Genomic DNA, 14,299 nt, shown 5'->3' with positions numbered 1-14,299 from the left:
TCCCGATCAATCCCTGCTTTATTTCTTGAAGGATCGTTAATTTTTCAAATGCCGTAAATTTCTTTTTCTCCATAAAAATACTCCCCATACAGTAACAGGCTTTTGTTTTTTCACCTGTCTACTATATGGGGAGCATATCATTGTGCTTATGGGACACTCCTTTGAAATTAGCTGTAAAAATACGATTAGAACTGATTGGGTGGATAATTGTACCGCGGAGACTTCTTGATTGCTGTAATAATACATAAAATGCCTGCAATAAGATGCAGCAGCCAGCCAATCACCGGAATCCAGGCGAGCAGGGAAGTAACGATCCCAAATAAAGATCCATAAGCGGGCTCCTGATTACGGACAGATAATATAACGGTAACCAGATGCAGCACAAACATAAATCCAAGCGCACTGTAACCCGAAAAGATCACAATAGAGCCGCCAATGATGGGGATAGCCAATCCAAGCTCCAGAATGCCGGAAATCCACTTCAAAACACGGGAAATGCTCATTGGATAACCCCCGTCACAAATATGTATAGTTCATAGAATTTAGTCTATCCGAACTAAGTAAAGTTATCTAAATTCTACCATAGGAAGTAATAAACATCAAGAAGGAGGACCTTAAAGGCCCTCCTTCCATCCGGCGGTGCATAAATGGATTATGATCTTTCCCTAACATCCTGAAACCCCAGTGTATTGCCAGACAATACCGTGCTAAAAGCACTTTCTGCTGCTTCTAATGTCTGGAGCCGATCCTCCAACAGTCTTGTCCGGCTACGTCGTCCAACGGAACCACACCTCTCTGCTGCACCGCCTGATGATATTATGAGCAGGGAGGCAGCTCATTATACATTAAGAATTAATGCACCCGCGCTTTCGTTTTCTTTTTCCATTTGCGGTCTTTATTTGTCGTTTCGGGGAATGGGTCCCCCTTGTGCAGCTTTACCTGCTGCGGATTGGTAATTTCCGTATGGAAGCTGGCTTCTCCGACCTCCATATATACTCCATTGTTTGGTGCTTTGTCCCCAGGTTCAAATTCGGTTTTTTCACCCATGTGGCAAACCTCCTTTTATCGCTTGAAATTTGGATTTGAAAGCTCCACACGTATTTTGCCCGTACCGGAGGATAACATGTGCTATGGAGTTGCAATGGTAATGCTCATCTGGTATACTGTTTTGGTGCGAGTTTAGGCTCGTTCCTTGCTCTCAACCAAGATTGAGGGCCTTATGTCCATAAGGAGGTGTATGAAATGCGCAAATACGAAGTGATGTACATTGTTCGCCCTGACATCGATCAGGAAGCCCTGCAGGCTGCAGTCGAGAAGTTCCAAGGCATCATCTCCAACGGCGGTGGTGAGGTTACAAAACATGACGTTACTAAACGCCGTCTTGCGTATGAGATCCAGAAGTTTCGTGATGGTTCCTTCGTTCTCGTTAACTTTACAGCAGAACCTGCTGTAGTTGCCGAGCTGGAGCGTCAAATGAAAATTTCTGACGAAGTGATTCGTTATCTCATTACAAACGACGTTGCTTAATAAGCGTCTGGTGATGTAATTGCACAACGTTCAAAGGAGGGGATTAGATTGTTAAACCGTGTCATTCTGATTGGTCGGTTAACCAAAGATCCGGAACTGCGTTATACACCGTCCGGTGTGGCAGTAACCCAGTTTACTCTGGCTGTAGACCGGCCGTTTACAAGTCAAGGCGGGGAGCGGGAAGCGGATTTTATTCCGGTCGTGACCTGGCGCCAGCTTGCGGAAACCTGCGCCAACTATCTTCGCAAAGGCCGTCTGACGGCTGTTGAAGGACGCATTCAGGTACGGAATTATGAGAACAACGAAGGTAAGCGGGTTTACGTTACCGAAGTGGTTGCTGATAATGTACGTTTCCTGGAGTCGAACCGCGAAGGCGGCGGCAACAGCAGCGGTGGCGGAGCTATGCGTGAGGAGCCTTCCTATGGAGGCGGCGGACGTGGGAACGGGAATCATACGCGTAACAATCAAGATCCTTTTTCCGATGACGGTAAGCCGATTGATATTTCGGATGATGATTTGCCATTTTAAAACGAAAGGACTGACACAGAATGGGCTTCAGACAAAGAGAAGGCGGAGACGACAACAAAAGACCAGCTCGTCGCGGTCGCAACAAGCGTCGTAAAGTATGCTACTTCACTGTGAACAAAATCACTCACATTGACTATAAAGATACGGATCTGCTGAAAAAATTCATCAGCGAGCGTGGTAAAATCCTGCCTCGCCGTGTGACTGGAACAAGCGCGAAATACCAGCGTATGCTGACTATCGCAGTCAAACGTTCCCGTCAAATCGCTCTGCTTCCTTACACTACGGAGTAATAGCATATCGGTTAAGCACTAGGGCGTCCTCTTTGAGAGGGCGCTTTTTTGCTGTATAAACATGCTTGACAGAAGTTACATGGCATTGTAAGTTATTACTAATCCAATCCTAACCGAATTTTTCATTCATACAGCACGAACTTCGCAGAATTCCACTACAACTTCTAGTCAAATTCATCCCATATTTCGACATCTAAGTGTATAAAAGATCGATTCATTTAACAATACATGTAATATATATGTTATTTATATACTTTTACGGACCTGGATTGTGCCTTAACATTCCATTTTTTTTATAAATAAAATTGACTTTACCCTTCAAAAATATATTGACGTAAAGTAAATTGACACTGTAAGATGTATCATAATTAACGGATAAGGTGTGTTGCTCGTTCGAATTGACCAACGGTTTATAGGTCAACAGTTCCTTACAACAAGAGTAGAGGGGGTGGAGCGATACAGTATCCAGCTTGATCCTGCAACAATCAGCAATAATTCATATGAGATTAGCTTTTGTTTGTCATTCCCCGCTGCTGTCGAGGGGGCGTTTTTTCATCTGTTGTGGTCAAGTCCAAAGAATGTGCTTCACCTTCTTTGCCTGCAGCTTCACTTCGCTCGCGGGCCCAAATTACCGTGTAAGTCGTCCATGCTTACAGAAGGGGGAAATTACCGCATGCCAAACATGAGAAAATGGCTTTATATGGTCTTGATGATTGCTCTGATCGGCTCGATGCTGACAGCCTGCGCATTGGGGGGCGGGGGAGAGGCCCAGACTACTGATCCTGCTAAACCTGCGGCAGAGGACACAAAAACAAATGAAACTGCAGAGCCTGTAAGTGAAGGGGTCATTGAAGCAACAGATATATCGCTGAATCCGGATTTGGCGAAACAGCGTACAGATACGGTCGTTGTAGGTATGACGGCACCCAAAGGGGTATTTAACCCTCTTTTTCGTCAAACCGTATATGATGATTATGTAGGAAGGGTAGTTTTCGATTCATTCCTGCAAGTACAGAAAGACGGTACATATACAGAAAATCTTGCGGAAAGTGTGGATGTTTCCGATGATGGACTCAAATACACCTTCCACCTTAAGCCAGGGGTAACTTACAGCGACGGTACACCTGTGACAGTAAAAGATTACGCTTTTGTGTTGAAGGTATTGCACGATCCGGCGTACGACGGAGAGATGGATGCGCCGTCTTTTAACATCGCAGGCGGCCAGGAGTATTTTGAGGGAGACGCCAAGGATATATCGGGTGTAAAAGTGATTGATGACAATACCATTGAGATTACAGTGACGGAAGCAACGGCGTATACGAAGGACTTTCTCGGGGACCTGCCGTTAATGCCTGAAAGCTATTACGGCAAGAATTACACCAAAGGCAAATTGGACGGCATCAAGGCGTTGCACAGCAAACCGATCGGTTCCGGGCAATATGTGCTGAAAAGCTTCTCACCAGGCCAGGAGGTCGTCCTGGAAGCTAACCCGAACTACTTTAAAGGCGCACCAAAGGTGAAAACTGTAATTTTCAAGACTACTACGGAAGGCACCAGCTTAACCATGCTGCAAACGGGTGAAACGGATACGGATAACATTACTGTTACCGAGGATAACGTGGAAGAGCTCACTTCACTCGGATTTTTAAATGTGCATATTCTGCCGACCAACGGTTATGGATATATTGCCTTTAACCACAAAGAGAAGAAATTCCAGGACCCGCTGGTCCGCCAGGCACTGACGATTGGCTTGAACCGCGATGAAATTGTGCAGGGGGTGTATGGACCTTACGCCAACGTGCTGAACATTCCGCAATCCACAGCTTCCTGGTCGTACACGGATGAAGGGATTGAAACTTATCCGTTCGATATGGAGAAGGCCAAACAGCTGTTGGATGAAGCCGGATGGAAGGCTGGCGCGGATGGAATCCGCGAAAAAGACGGCGAGAAGTTCAAGATTAATTTCTCCGCCACTGCCGACAACCCGGTGATCGATGCGCTGCTGCCGATCATGACGAACAATTACAAGGAGCTGGGCATCGATCTGGCCTCTGAAACACTGGATTTTAACGCCATTATGGATAAAAAGGATACGGGCAACTTCGACATGTTCTTTGCGGCCTGGAGTTTGGAGCCAGATCCGGATTCGACTGTCTATATTACGGATGGTGCGCAGAATGATATCGGTTATTCCAACGCCAAGGTGGATGAGCTGACACTGGCAGCCAAGAAGGAACTGGATCAGGAAAAGCGTAAAGATCTGTATAAACAGCTTTATCAGGAGCTGAACAAGGATTTGCCGGTCATCTTCCTTTACCAGCGCCGGGATATGTGGCCGATCAACGGGCGTCTGTCGGGTTTTGATATTTCTCCTTTCAAAGACTTTGAATACAGCTTATATAGTGTGCAAATTGCCCAATAGCCGGAAATACCCATATAGAGGTAGTTCAAAAAGTCAGCTTTTGATCACGAAGGAAGTCAGGAAGCGGACTCGACATCGAATCTCGAATTCAGCCGGGCCTTCCGGTGCTCACGTACTCCAAGTACGCTCCGCTCCTCAGTCCCTTGCTTCATCCAATCTTCTCGGTGCTGAAAACCTGACTTTTTGAACACGTACTTATATGCTCAGCTCTCACCGGGCTGGGCATATCACTTATCAGCCGGGAGGTATCTTGCCATGAAGCAGTATATCATACGGAGATTGCTGCAGATGATCCCTACCCTGATCGGCATCTCCATCGTCGTGTTCGCGATCTCCGCGATGGTGCCGGGAGATTACATTACTGGCAGGGGCAATCCGAATATGACGGCCGAGAAGGAGGCCCAGCTCCGGCATATTTACGGCCTGGATCAACCGGAATACAAGCGGTATTTCATATGGGCGGGCAATATGCTGCAGGGCAATATGGGAGAATCACTGCAGCACAAGCAGCCAGTCACCCAAGTGATCAACAATTATGTATGGAACTCTGTGATCATCGCCTTTTTCAGCCTTATTTTCAGCTGGATTATTGCCGTATTTGCAGGTGTGTTTTCCGCCAAATTTCAATACTCGCTGTTTGATAAGCTTGTGACGCTTTTTATTTTCTTATGCATGTCTTTGCCGTCCTTTTTCATAGGTCTCTTGCTGATCAAAATTTTTGCGCTCGATCTTGGCCTTTTCCCGGTTGGAGGAATGACCACGGCAGGACAAAGCCACGCAGGCAGTTGGGCTTATATGCTGGATGTGGCGGAGCATATGTTTTTGCCCGTTCTCATATTAACGATGCTCAGCACGGGCAGTTTGACCCGCTATTTCCGCACCAGCATGCTTGAGGTGATCCGTCAGGATTATATCCGGACCGCACGGGCCAAAGGCTTGAAGGAACGGACCGTCATTTTCAAGCATGCTTTGCGCAACGCGCTCATTCCGGCCATTACGCTGCTGGGCTTCGAGCTGCCGGCTCTGTTCGGAGGGGCCATTATTCTGGAGAAGGTATTCGTCTGGCCGGGTGTCGGGCAGGTCTATCTGGAATCGATCACGATGCGGGATTATCCGTTTATGCTGGGCTTCACCATTTTTCTGGCCATTCTGACGCTTCTCGGCAACCTGCTGTCGGATGTTCTGTACGGGGTGGCGGATCCGCGCATCCGCTTAAAGTAAAGCTTCGGGCGGAATAGATGGCTTCAAGCTTATCTTTGACGATAGGAGGGATTCGGTTGTCCAGTGAAATGGTGTCCGTTGAAATGAATCGGAAGACTCCCGTGCGTCGTGAAGAGTCTCCATGGAGAATGGCGATGCGGCGCTTCATACGCAACCGGCTGGCTCTCATGGGGCTGGTGATCCTTATCATCATGGTGTTGGTCAGCTTTATCGGCCCCCGGCTTTCGCCATATAACGTGAATGATTACAGCCTGGCCAACAAGAACGAAGCGCCGAGCGCCGCCCATTGGCTTGGCACAGATAAGCTAGGCAGGGACATTCTGCTGCGGACGATGCTGGCAGGCCAGATTTCGTTGACCGTGGGACTGGTCGCAACTACGATAGCTGTAGTGATTGGAGCGACGCTGGGGGCACTCGCCGGCTTTTACCGGAGAAGCGTGGATACATTGATCATGCGTATCGCCGATATATTTATGTCGCTTCCACAGCTGCCGCTGCTTATTATTCTGGGGGCGGTATTGTCAGATCTAAAGGTTAACCCGGCTGACCGGATTTATTTTCTGATGCTGATTATCGGGGGATTGAGCTGGACTACGCTCTCAAGGCTCGTACGCGGGCAGATTCTGACCCTTCGTGAACAGGAATTCATGCAGGCCACTGAAGCGCTGGGTCTTCGGGATCGCCGCAAAATTTTCCGTCATCTCCTGCCCAATACGATTCCGACGATTATCGTCACGGCTACACTTGGCGTCGCGGGGGCAATTATTACCGAATCGGCGCTGAGCTTCCTCGGCATTGGCGTCGTTCCACCTACCCCTTCATGGGGCAATATGATTTCGGCTGCCGACAACCTGATCGATTTCCGTAAACGTCCATGGCTATGGGTTCCGCCAGGCATGTGTATATTGATTACTGTCGTAGCGATCAATCTGATCGGCGACGGGCTGCGTGACGCGCTGGATCCCAAAATGAAATGATAAACTGCGGCTGAGGTTATTCCCAAGAAGGAGACGACGTTTATGGAGAATGCACTGGTTGAGTTTCGTCATTTGAAAACCCATTTTCATACCACGAGCGGAATCGTCAAAGCCGTCAATGATGTCAGCTTTAAAATCAGGGAAGGCGAGACGCTGTGTGTCGTGGGTGAATCCGGTTGCGGCAAGAGTGTTACGGCCATGACGATGATGCGTCTGATCGACTCTCCGCATAGCTCCGCGGGGGAAATCTGGTTCGAGGGACAAAATCTACTGTCACTGAATATGAAGCAGATGCAGAGAATCCGCGGCAATGAGATCTCCATTATTTTTCAGGAGCCCATGTCTTCGCTGAATCCCGTATTGACGATCGGAGAGCAGATTATGGAGCCGCTGTTGATGCATACGCTGATGAGCAACAGGGAAGCGAAGGAACGCGCAATTGAACTGATCAACCTGGTGGGGATTTCCCGGCCGGAAATGATTTTCAAATCCTATCCGCATGAGCTGAGCGGCGGCATGCGGCAGCGCATCATGATTGCGATTGCCCTGAGCTGCAACCCAAAGCTGCTGATCGCGGATGAGCCGACCACGGCGCTGGATGTGACCATTCAAGCGCAGATTCTGGATTTGATGCGTGACCTGAAGGACAAGATGAAGACCTCGATTATGCTGATTACGCATGACCTGGGGGTTGTGGCTGAGATGGCCGATTATGTGGTGGTGATGTATGCCGGAAATGTCATTGAGGAAGCTTCGGTGTTCGATCTGTTCAAGAATCCGAAGCACCCGTATACACAGGGACTGCTGAAAGCCAAACCCGTGATCAATCAAAGACAGGAGAGGCTTTATTCGATACCGGGCCAGGTGCCCAACCCGCTTGATCTTGAAAATAACTGCCATTTTCACGAACGCTGTGAATTTTGCATGCAAATATGCAAGGAGAAAGCTCCGCCGCTTCGTGCCGACGGGCAGGGCCACAAGGTGGCCTGCTGGCTGTACGAGGAGGAAGGGGGGAGACCGTCATGAGCGAAGCGCTGGTCGAGGTAAACCGGCTCAAGAAATACTATCCGATCACCGGCGGCATCCTGCAGCGCAGGGTAGGGGATGTCAAGGCGGTTGACGATGTGTCGTTTCGCATCCATAAAGGAGAATCTTTCGGCTTAGTCGGCGAATCAGGCTGCGGCAAGAGCACCATTGGGCGCACCATTCTGAGGCTGACGGACAAAACCGATGGCGAGGTGCTCTACCAGGGCGAAGACATTCATGCTTTGCCCAAGGAGAAAATCCGCCGGCTGCGTCCGAAGATGCAGATCGTATTCCAGGACCCCTTCAGCTCGCTGAATCCCAGGATCAAGGTAGGCGAAGCCATCGGGGAGGCTCTGCTCGACCATGGGCTGATTAAACGCGGCGAGCTGCATGAGCGGGTGTATGAGACGCTGCGCATCTGCGGGCTGTCAGCCTATCATTATGACCGGTTCCCGCACGAATTTTCGGGCGGGCAGCGGCAGCGGATCGGCATCGCCCGCGCCCTGATCATGAATCCGGACTTCATTGTGGCGGATGAGCCGGTATCGGCGCTGGACGTGTCCATACAAGCGCAAATCATCAATTTGCTTAGCGATCTGCAGCAGGAACGGCAGCTGACTTATCTGTTTATTTCCCATGATCTCAGTGTGGTGGAGCATCTGTGCACACGCATTGGCGTCATGTATCTCGGCTCCATGGTGGAAATGGCCGCAAAGGAGGAGCTTTTCAGCAACCCGCTGCATCCGTATACCAAGGCGCTGCTGTCGGCCGTGCCTATTCCGGACCCGACGGTGCGGCGGCAGCGGATCGTACTGCAGGGAGACATCCCTAGTCCGGCTAATCCGCCTTCAGGCTGCAAATTTCATACCCGCTGCCCGCTCGCGGGGAATCAATGCAGACAAGAGGCGCCGACCTACAGGGATGTGGGAGGAGAACATTTTGTAGCATGCCATTTCGTATAAGAGGTACTCGTACTATAGCTCATTTTATCGGTAAGTCCAATGAAGGGGGATCATCGCAAGGTGACAGAAAAAATACTTGAGATTAATCAACTAACAACTGGATTTAAAGCAGAGAAAGGGTGGATCAAAGCGACGGACAGGGTTACCCTGACCTTGGAGAAGGGGAAGACTCTCTGCCTTGTCGGGGAATCCGGGAGCGGAAAAAGCGTCACCTCCCATTCCATCATGCGGCTGATTGATTATGCTGGCGGCAAGCTGCTGGAGGGGAGCATTCTGTTTCATGGCGAGAATTTGGCCGAGAAAAGCCAGGAGGAAATGAGGCATATTCGCGGCAACCGGATTGCTATGATTTTTCAGGACCCGATGTCTTCGCTGAATCCGGTGTTTACCGTAGGGGAGCAAATCGCGGAAAGCCTTAAGCTGCACCAAAAGAAGAGCGAGAAGCAGGCCTGGAAGGAGGCTGTCGATCTGCTGCGCATGGTTGGCATTCCTGCGCCTGAAGTCCGGGCCAAGCAGTATCCGCATGAGCTGTCCGGCGGCATGTGCCAGCGGGTCGTCATTGCGATTGCCCTGGCCTGCCGTCCGGAGCTGCTGATTGCCGATGAGCCAACAACTGCGCTGGATGTAACGGTACAAGCCCAGATTCTCGATCTGCTCCGCAAGTTGCAGGAGGAAATCGGCATGTCCATTTTGCTGATTACGCATGACATGGGTGTTGCGGCGGAAATGGCGGACCGGATTGCCGTCATGTATGCCGGAGCTATCGTGGAAGAAGGTTCGGTGGAGGAAATTTTTGAAAATCCCGGCCATCCGTATACATTGGGGCTGCTGAAGTCCATTCCCGGTCTGGAAGGGGAACGTGGAAATGAACTGTTCACCATTCAGGGAAGCATCCCTTCGCTTGGCCAGCTCCCGTCCGGCTGCCGGTTCCATCCCCGTTGTCCGCATGCGATGGACATTTGCAGGGAGAAGGAACCACCTTCCTTCCAGATCGGAAAGGATCAGAGGGCAGTATGCTGGTTGTTTGACGGCCAGGAGCAGGACAGTGAACTGGAGAAACGGAGTGAACTTGTATGAGTACCGAATTTTTAATTGAAGTGGATCATTTGAAAAAATACTACCCGATACAAAGCGGGCTGTTCAATCGGGTGACCGGCCATGTGAAAGCAGTGGACGATGTATCCCTGGCCATTCGCAAGGGTGAAACCTTCGGTCTGGTAGGGGAATCGGGCTGCGGCAAATCGACTCTTGGCCGTGTCATCCTGCGTTTGCTGGAAGCTACGGAGGGGGAAGTCCGCTTCCAGGGGACGGATATCCATAAGCTGCCGGAGAGCAAGCTGCGGGCGCTGCGGGAGGAAATGCAGATTGTGTTTCAGGACCCTTTTGCCTCGCTGAATCCCCGTTTTACGGTGCGGGAAATTATCGGCGAACCGCTGCTGGTGCACCGCCGCATGTCGGCCAGGGAGATCGATGAGCGGGTCGTTGAACTGATGGAGCTTGTTGGTCTGGACGCCTCACGGCGCAACAGGTACCCGCATGAGTTTTCCGGAGGCCAGCGCCAGCGGGTCGGCATTGCCCGCGCGATTGCCTTGAACCCGAAATTTATCGTGGCTGACGAAGCGGTATCGGCGCTGGACGTGTCCGTACAATCCCAGGTGCTTAATCTGATGATGAAGCTGCAGCGGGAGCTGGGCCTGACCTTCCTGTTCATTGCCCATGGACTGAATGTCGTCCGTCATATTTCAGACCGTGTTGGCGTCATGTATCTGGGCAAGCTGGTAGAAGTATCGACTACGGAAGAGCTGTTCGCCCAGCCTCTTCACCCTTATACGGCTGCCCTGATGTCGTCCATCCCACGGCCCGATCCGAAGATGAAGCGGGACCGTATCATGCTGACGGGCGATGTGCCGTCTCCGGCTGACCCGCCGTCCGGCTGTCGCTTCCATACCCGCTGCCCGCTGGCGCAGGAGACATGCCGCCTTCACGAACCAGCACTGACAGAAGCACTTCCCGGACGGCAGGTGGCTTGTCATTTTCCGCTCGGGATCGCCGCAGAAATGAATTAAAAAAATTTTTTGAATTTTTTTTAGAAATTGCAGACAAAATGACCCTTTCCATCGTCTAATATATATGGGGGTTGGACGATGATGAAAAAACGGTGGTTCCGCTGGGTGCTTATCCCGGCGTTAATTGTAATTATATTTTTGGCGGCCTATCCGATCGTGTTGATCGGCAAGCCGGATGTACGCGCGGAAGCGGCCGTTCTCCTGGATTTGCGGACAGGCAAAATGCTGATGGATGTGAACGGCGAAAAGCCTCTTCCTTCCGCAAGTATGGCCAAGCTTATGACAGAGCTGCTGGTGCTGGAGGATGTCGCTGCGGGAAAGGTGAATTGGAGCGATGAAATCACCATCAGCCGTTATGCGAGCACGGTAGGCGGCGTGAATCTGTCGCTGCGCCATGGGGAATTGATGACTGTCAGCGAGCTGTTCCAGAGCATGGTGATCTACTCCGCGAATGACGCGGCTGTGGCGCTTGCCGAGCATTTATCCGGCTCGGAAGCTGCTTTTGTGCAGCGCATGAATGAGAAGGCGAAGGAGATTGGGCTCTCCACTGGTACATACTTTGCCAATGCTTCCGGAGCGGGACGGCAGGAGCTTGGCTTGAATCACCCGGCAAATATCCAGGGTGATACCCGGATGACAGCTTCAGACACGGCAAAGCTGGCTTCCTATCTGATTTCCACTCATCCCGAAATACTGAGCACATCCAGGCTCACCCAAATGGAGTTGAAAGGTAAAGGTTTGTATCTCAGCAACACGAACTGGATGCTCTCTTCATTGGACGGGCCCTATTCTTATTCGGGTACAGACGGATTAAAGACAGGATATACGGCTGATGCGGGATACTGCTTTACCGGCACGGCGGAGAAAAAAGGAAAACGGCTGATCGCTGTCGTCATGGGTGCTTCAAGCCGGGAGGAGCGGTTTGATGAGACACGCAAATTATTTGATTACGGTTTTGACTCCGAACCGTCACTGAAGGATCGTCTCTTGAGCTGGACTTATTTGACTCCTGATTCATCCGAGTTATGAAAATTACAATGAGGTTTTGCCCCGGGGCAAAACCTTTTTTGTACGATTTTTTGTATGGGTCAACGTGAATATTGCGTTATTGTGCATATATATTGGAATATATCAAAGAAAAGGTCATTCCTTTTTTTCGTGAACGAGATTACAATAGGGAGGGTTCAATCCCGTCAAAAGACCTACATTTTTGACAGGAGGCTGCATAAAAACTTATGCTGGTAACAGGAGCTCCATGCGCTTCATTTTCCATGAATGGCGTTTAAGAGGTAGTTCAAAAAGTCATCTTTTGATCACGAAGGAAGTCATGAAGCGGAATCGACATCGAATCTTGAATTCAGCCGGGCCTTCCGGTGCTCACGTACACAAAACGTACGCTCCGCTCCTCAGTCCCTAGCTTCATCCAACCTTCTCGGTGCTGAAAACCTGACTTTTTGAACACGCACTTTAACTAGAGAAGAGAAGCAAGCAGCATAGAATAATCGGGTTTGCTAATTGATAGGGTGGATCGTAAGAGCAGTTCTATTTTATTAGTGAAGAAGGAATCATAATATGGAGAAAAGATCTGCGGATAAGAGAAGAAAGAGGAGGAAGAAGAGGGGAAACGGCTGGCTGATCGGTCTCCTTGTTCTTATCCTGCTGGCGGGCGGGGCGTATTTGTTCCGAAAACCGCTGACGGCGCTTGCCTTTGACTTGTTCGTTTCCCCGACACTGGAGAGCAAGCTTCAGCAGTCTTACCAGCCGCGTGGTGGCGGCAGCAATTTGCCCGCTCCGGAGCCGGTTTCGTATCAGGATAAGCCGTTTTCCGTTCTGCTGCTGGGCTCTGACAAGCGTCCGTACGAGAAGACCAGAGGGCGTTCGGACACGATCATGTTTGCGGCGGTCAGGCCGAAGGAATCACGGGTGCTCCTCATTTCGGTTCCCCGTGACACGTACGTACAGGTCGTTGGCAGGGATGCAAACCGTGACGGTGTGGATGACTATGACAAAATTACCCATGCCTATGCGTATGGCGGCGAGGAGATGTCCATCGATACGGTGGAGAAGTTTCTGGACCATAAAGTTGATTATTATGCAACAATCAATTTCCAGGGCATACAGGATGTTGTAAATGCTGTCGGAGGCGTGTCTCTGCCTATTGAAGAGGATATGGAGAACAAAAATCCGAATCATGTGCAGTTCAAGATTGAAGGCGGCAAGCCCGTATATAATGGAGAAGAAGCGATGTATTATGTCCGTTACCGGGAGGACAGCGATTTTAACCGGACGAAACGCCAGCAGATTTTCCTGAACTCATTGGTTAATAAGGTGCTGACGTTCAACGGAGTCACCAAGATACCAGAACTGCTGGATATAATGGGGCAAAATTTCCAGACAGACATGCAGCCGAGCTTTATCGTGGACCTGGGCAAGCAGGTGCTGACCCAGACCAAACCCCAAATCTCCAGTTTCACCATTATGGGAGAAGGGTTAAAGATTGATGGCACTTATTACGACAAAGCAGATGAGAAAGACCTGGAGTACGCCAAATCGCTCATTGAAAACTGGATGGACCCCAATACAACGTCTGCGACGTTAAAGCTGCCGGACCGCCAGGAAATTGAGTGAAACGAAAAAGAGCGTGATAGAAGTCCATTGATCAGCAGCCGGTTCGCCGTCTGCTGATTTTGTTCCTCGTGGAACAATGGGCGTGGGTCCGGAAATCCGAAGGAGGATATTAAGCTCTTATGAATATTGCATTTTTTCTGCTGCCCAAACAGGAGGTAGCCTACGTTACATCTGATTCTACGCTGAGGCAAACCTTGGAGCGGATGGAGTATCACCGCTTTACGGCTGTTCCGATTTTGGATAAAGATGGAAGATATATTGGAACGGTAACGGAAGGGGATCTGCTCTGGCATATGAAGAATTCCAAGGGCCAGATCACTTTTGAGAACGCTTCAAAATTTCTGCTCAAAGACGTGCCGCTGCGCGTGAATATCAAGCCTGTTTCCATTGAAGCGAATATGGAGGATCTGATCAATCTTGCGAAAGTGCAGAACTTCGTTCCTGTCGTGGATGATATGGAGCGGTTTATAGGCATCGTAAGGCGCAGTCAAATCATCGAGTATTGTGAAAAATTCGTCTCAAGGGAATCCTTGAATTCGGGCGGATAATAGTAATGCTGCTGAAGAGAAGACTCCGGGGGTGCCTTCGTAATGAACTTTGGTTATGCTATAATGAAGAATAAAGCTCTTTCAGAAGGATGTGCTCTTCACTA

General features: G+C 50.0%; 15 protein-coding genes. 13 read left to right on the top strand and 2 right to left on the bottom strand.

Annotated features, from left to right (window positions below; translation table 11 throughout):
* Positions 1-185: 185 nt before the first annotated feature.
* Both ACI1P2_RS22895 and ACI1P2_RS22890 read right to left on the bottom strand, forming a co-directional pair.
* Positions 186-503: a hypothetical protein gene (locus ACI1P2_RS22895; RefSeq protein ID WP_355323012.1), complete on the bottom strand. Its 318-nt coding sequence runs from the start codon at positions 501-503 to the stop codon at positions 186-188.
* A 349-nt stretch (positions 504-852) separates the two neighbouring features.
* Positions 853-1,047, bottom strand: a complete 195-nt coding sequence (locus ACI1P2_RS22890; protein ID WP_355323010.1) for a YjzC family protein — start codon at positions 1,045-1,047, stop codon at positions 853-855.
* A 195-nt stretch (positions 1,048-1,242) separates the two neighbouring features.
* On the opposite strand from ACI1P2_RS22890, the gene rpsF reads away from it, so the two are divergent.
* The 13 genes from rpsF to ACI1P2_RS22825 all read left to right on the top strand — a co-directional run bounded on the left by rpsF (position 1,243) and on the right by ACI1P2_RS22825 (position 14,195).
* Positions 1,243-1,527 (top strand): 30S ribosomal protein S6, encoded by a 285-nt coding sequence (gene rpsF / locus ACI1P2_RS22885; protein ID WP_355323008.1) that lies wholly within the window; start codon positions 1,243-1,245, stop codon positions 1,525-1,527.
* Positions 1,528-1,575: 48 nt separating this feature from the next.
* Positions 1,576-2,055, top strand: a complete 480-nt coding sequence (gene ssb, locus ACI1P2_RS22880) for a single-stranded DNA-binding protein (RefSeq protein WP_355323006.1) — start codon at positions 1,576-1,578, stop codon at positions 2,053-2,055.
* A gap of 20 nt (positions 2,056-2,075) precedes the next feature.
* Positions 2,076-2,345, top strand: a complete 270-nt coding sequence (gene rpsR, locus ACI1P2_RS22875; RefSeq protein ID WP_355323004.1) for a 30S ribosomal protein S18 — start codon at positions 2,076-2,078, stop codon at positions 2,343-2,345.
* A 673-nt stretch (positions 2,346-3,018) separates the two neighbouring features.
* The gene (locus tag ACI1P2_RS22870; protein WP_355323002.1) at positions 3,019-4,767 is read left to right on the top strand and encodes an ABC transporter substrate-binding protein; all 1,749 of its coding nucleotides are present in this window, start codon (positions 3,019-3,021) and stop codon (positions 4,765-4,767) included.
* Positions 4,768-5,022: 255 nt separating this feature from the next.
* Entirely contained in the window at positions 5,023-5,988 is a 966-nt protein-coding gene (locus ACI1P2_RS22865) for an ABC transporter permease (RefSeq protein ID WP_355322999.1), read from the top strand.
* Positions 5,989-6,044: 56 nt separating this feature from the next.
* Positions 6,045-6,965: an oligopeptide ABC transporter permease gene (gene opp4C, locus ACI1P2_RS22860; protein WP_355322997.1), complete on the top strand. Its 921-nt coding sequence runs from the start codon at positions 6,045-6,047 to the stop codon at positions 6,963-6,965.
* Positions 6,966-7,007: 42 nt separating this feature from the next.
* Positions 7,008-7,991 carry an ABC transporter ATP-binding protein gene (locus ACI1P2_RS22855; protein WP_355322995.1) on the top strand — a complete coding sequence of 328 codons (984 nt, stop codon included), beginning with the start codon at positions 7,008-7,010 and terminating at the stop codon, positions 7,989-7,991.
* Positions 7,988-8,953 carry an ABC transporter ATP-binding protein gene (locus ACI1P2_RS22850; RefSeq protein WP_355322993.1) on the top strand — a complete coding sequence of 322 codons (966 nt, stop codon included), beginning with the start codon at positions 7,988-7,990 and terminating at the stop codon, positions 8,951-8,953. Before ACI1P2_RS22855 ends, ACI1P2_RS22850 begins: the two co-directional genes overlap by 4 nt.
* Before the next feature lie 60 nt (positions 8,954-9,013).
* A complete protein-coding gene (locus ACI1P2_RS22845; protein WP_355322991.1) occupies positions 9,014-10,030 on the top strand; it encodes an ABC transporter ATP-binding protein in 1,017 nt (338 codons plus the stop codon).
* Positions 10,027-11,019, top strand: a complete 993-nt coding sequence (locus ACI1P2_RS22840; RefSeq protein ID WP_355322989.1) for an ABC transporter ATP-binding protein — start codon at positions 10,027-10,029, stop codon at positions 11,017-11,019. The genes ACI1P2_RS22845 and ACI1P2_RS22840 overlap by 4 nt, the downstream gene beginning before the upstream one ends.
* 78 nt (positions 11,020-11,097) lie before the next feature.
* Entirely contained in the window at positions 11,098-12,048 is a 951-nt protein-coding gene (locus ACI1P2_RS22835; protein WP_355322987.1) for a D-alanyl-D-alanine carboxypeptidase family protein, read from the top strand.
* Between the two features lie 543 nt (positions 12,049-12,591).
* Positions 12,592-13,647, top strand: a complete 1,056-nt coding sequence (locus ACI1P2_RS22830; RefSeq protein WP_355322985.1) for an LCP family protein — start codon at positions 12,592-12,594, stop codon at positions 13,645-13,647.
* Positions 13,648-13,766: 119 nt separating this feature from the next.
* On the top strand, positions 13,767-14,195 hold the full coding sequence (locus tag ACI1P2_RS22825; protein WP_355322983.1) for a CBS domain-containing protein: 429 nt from the start codon (positions 13,767-13,769) through the stop codon (positions 14,193-14,195).
* The last annotated feature ends 104 nt before the right edge of the window (positions 14,196-14,299 follow it).

Source organism: Paenibacillus jiangxiensis (genome assembly GCF_046098255.1).
Taxonomy (GTDB): domain Bacteria; phylum Bacillota; class Bacilli; order Paenibacillales; family Paenibacillaceae; genus Paenibacillus; species Paenibacillus jiagnxiensis.
The sequence above is the reverse complement of the archived record's forward strand: the minus strand, read 5'-3'. Positions and strand labels throughout refer to the sequence as shown.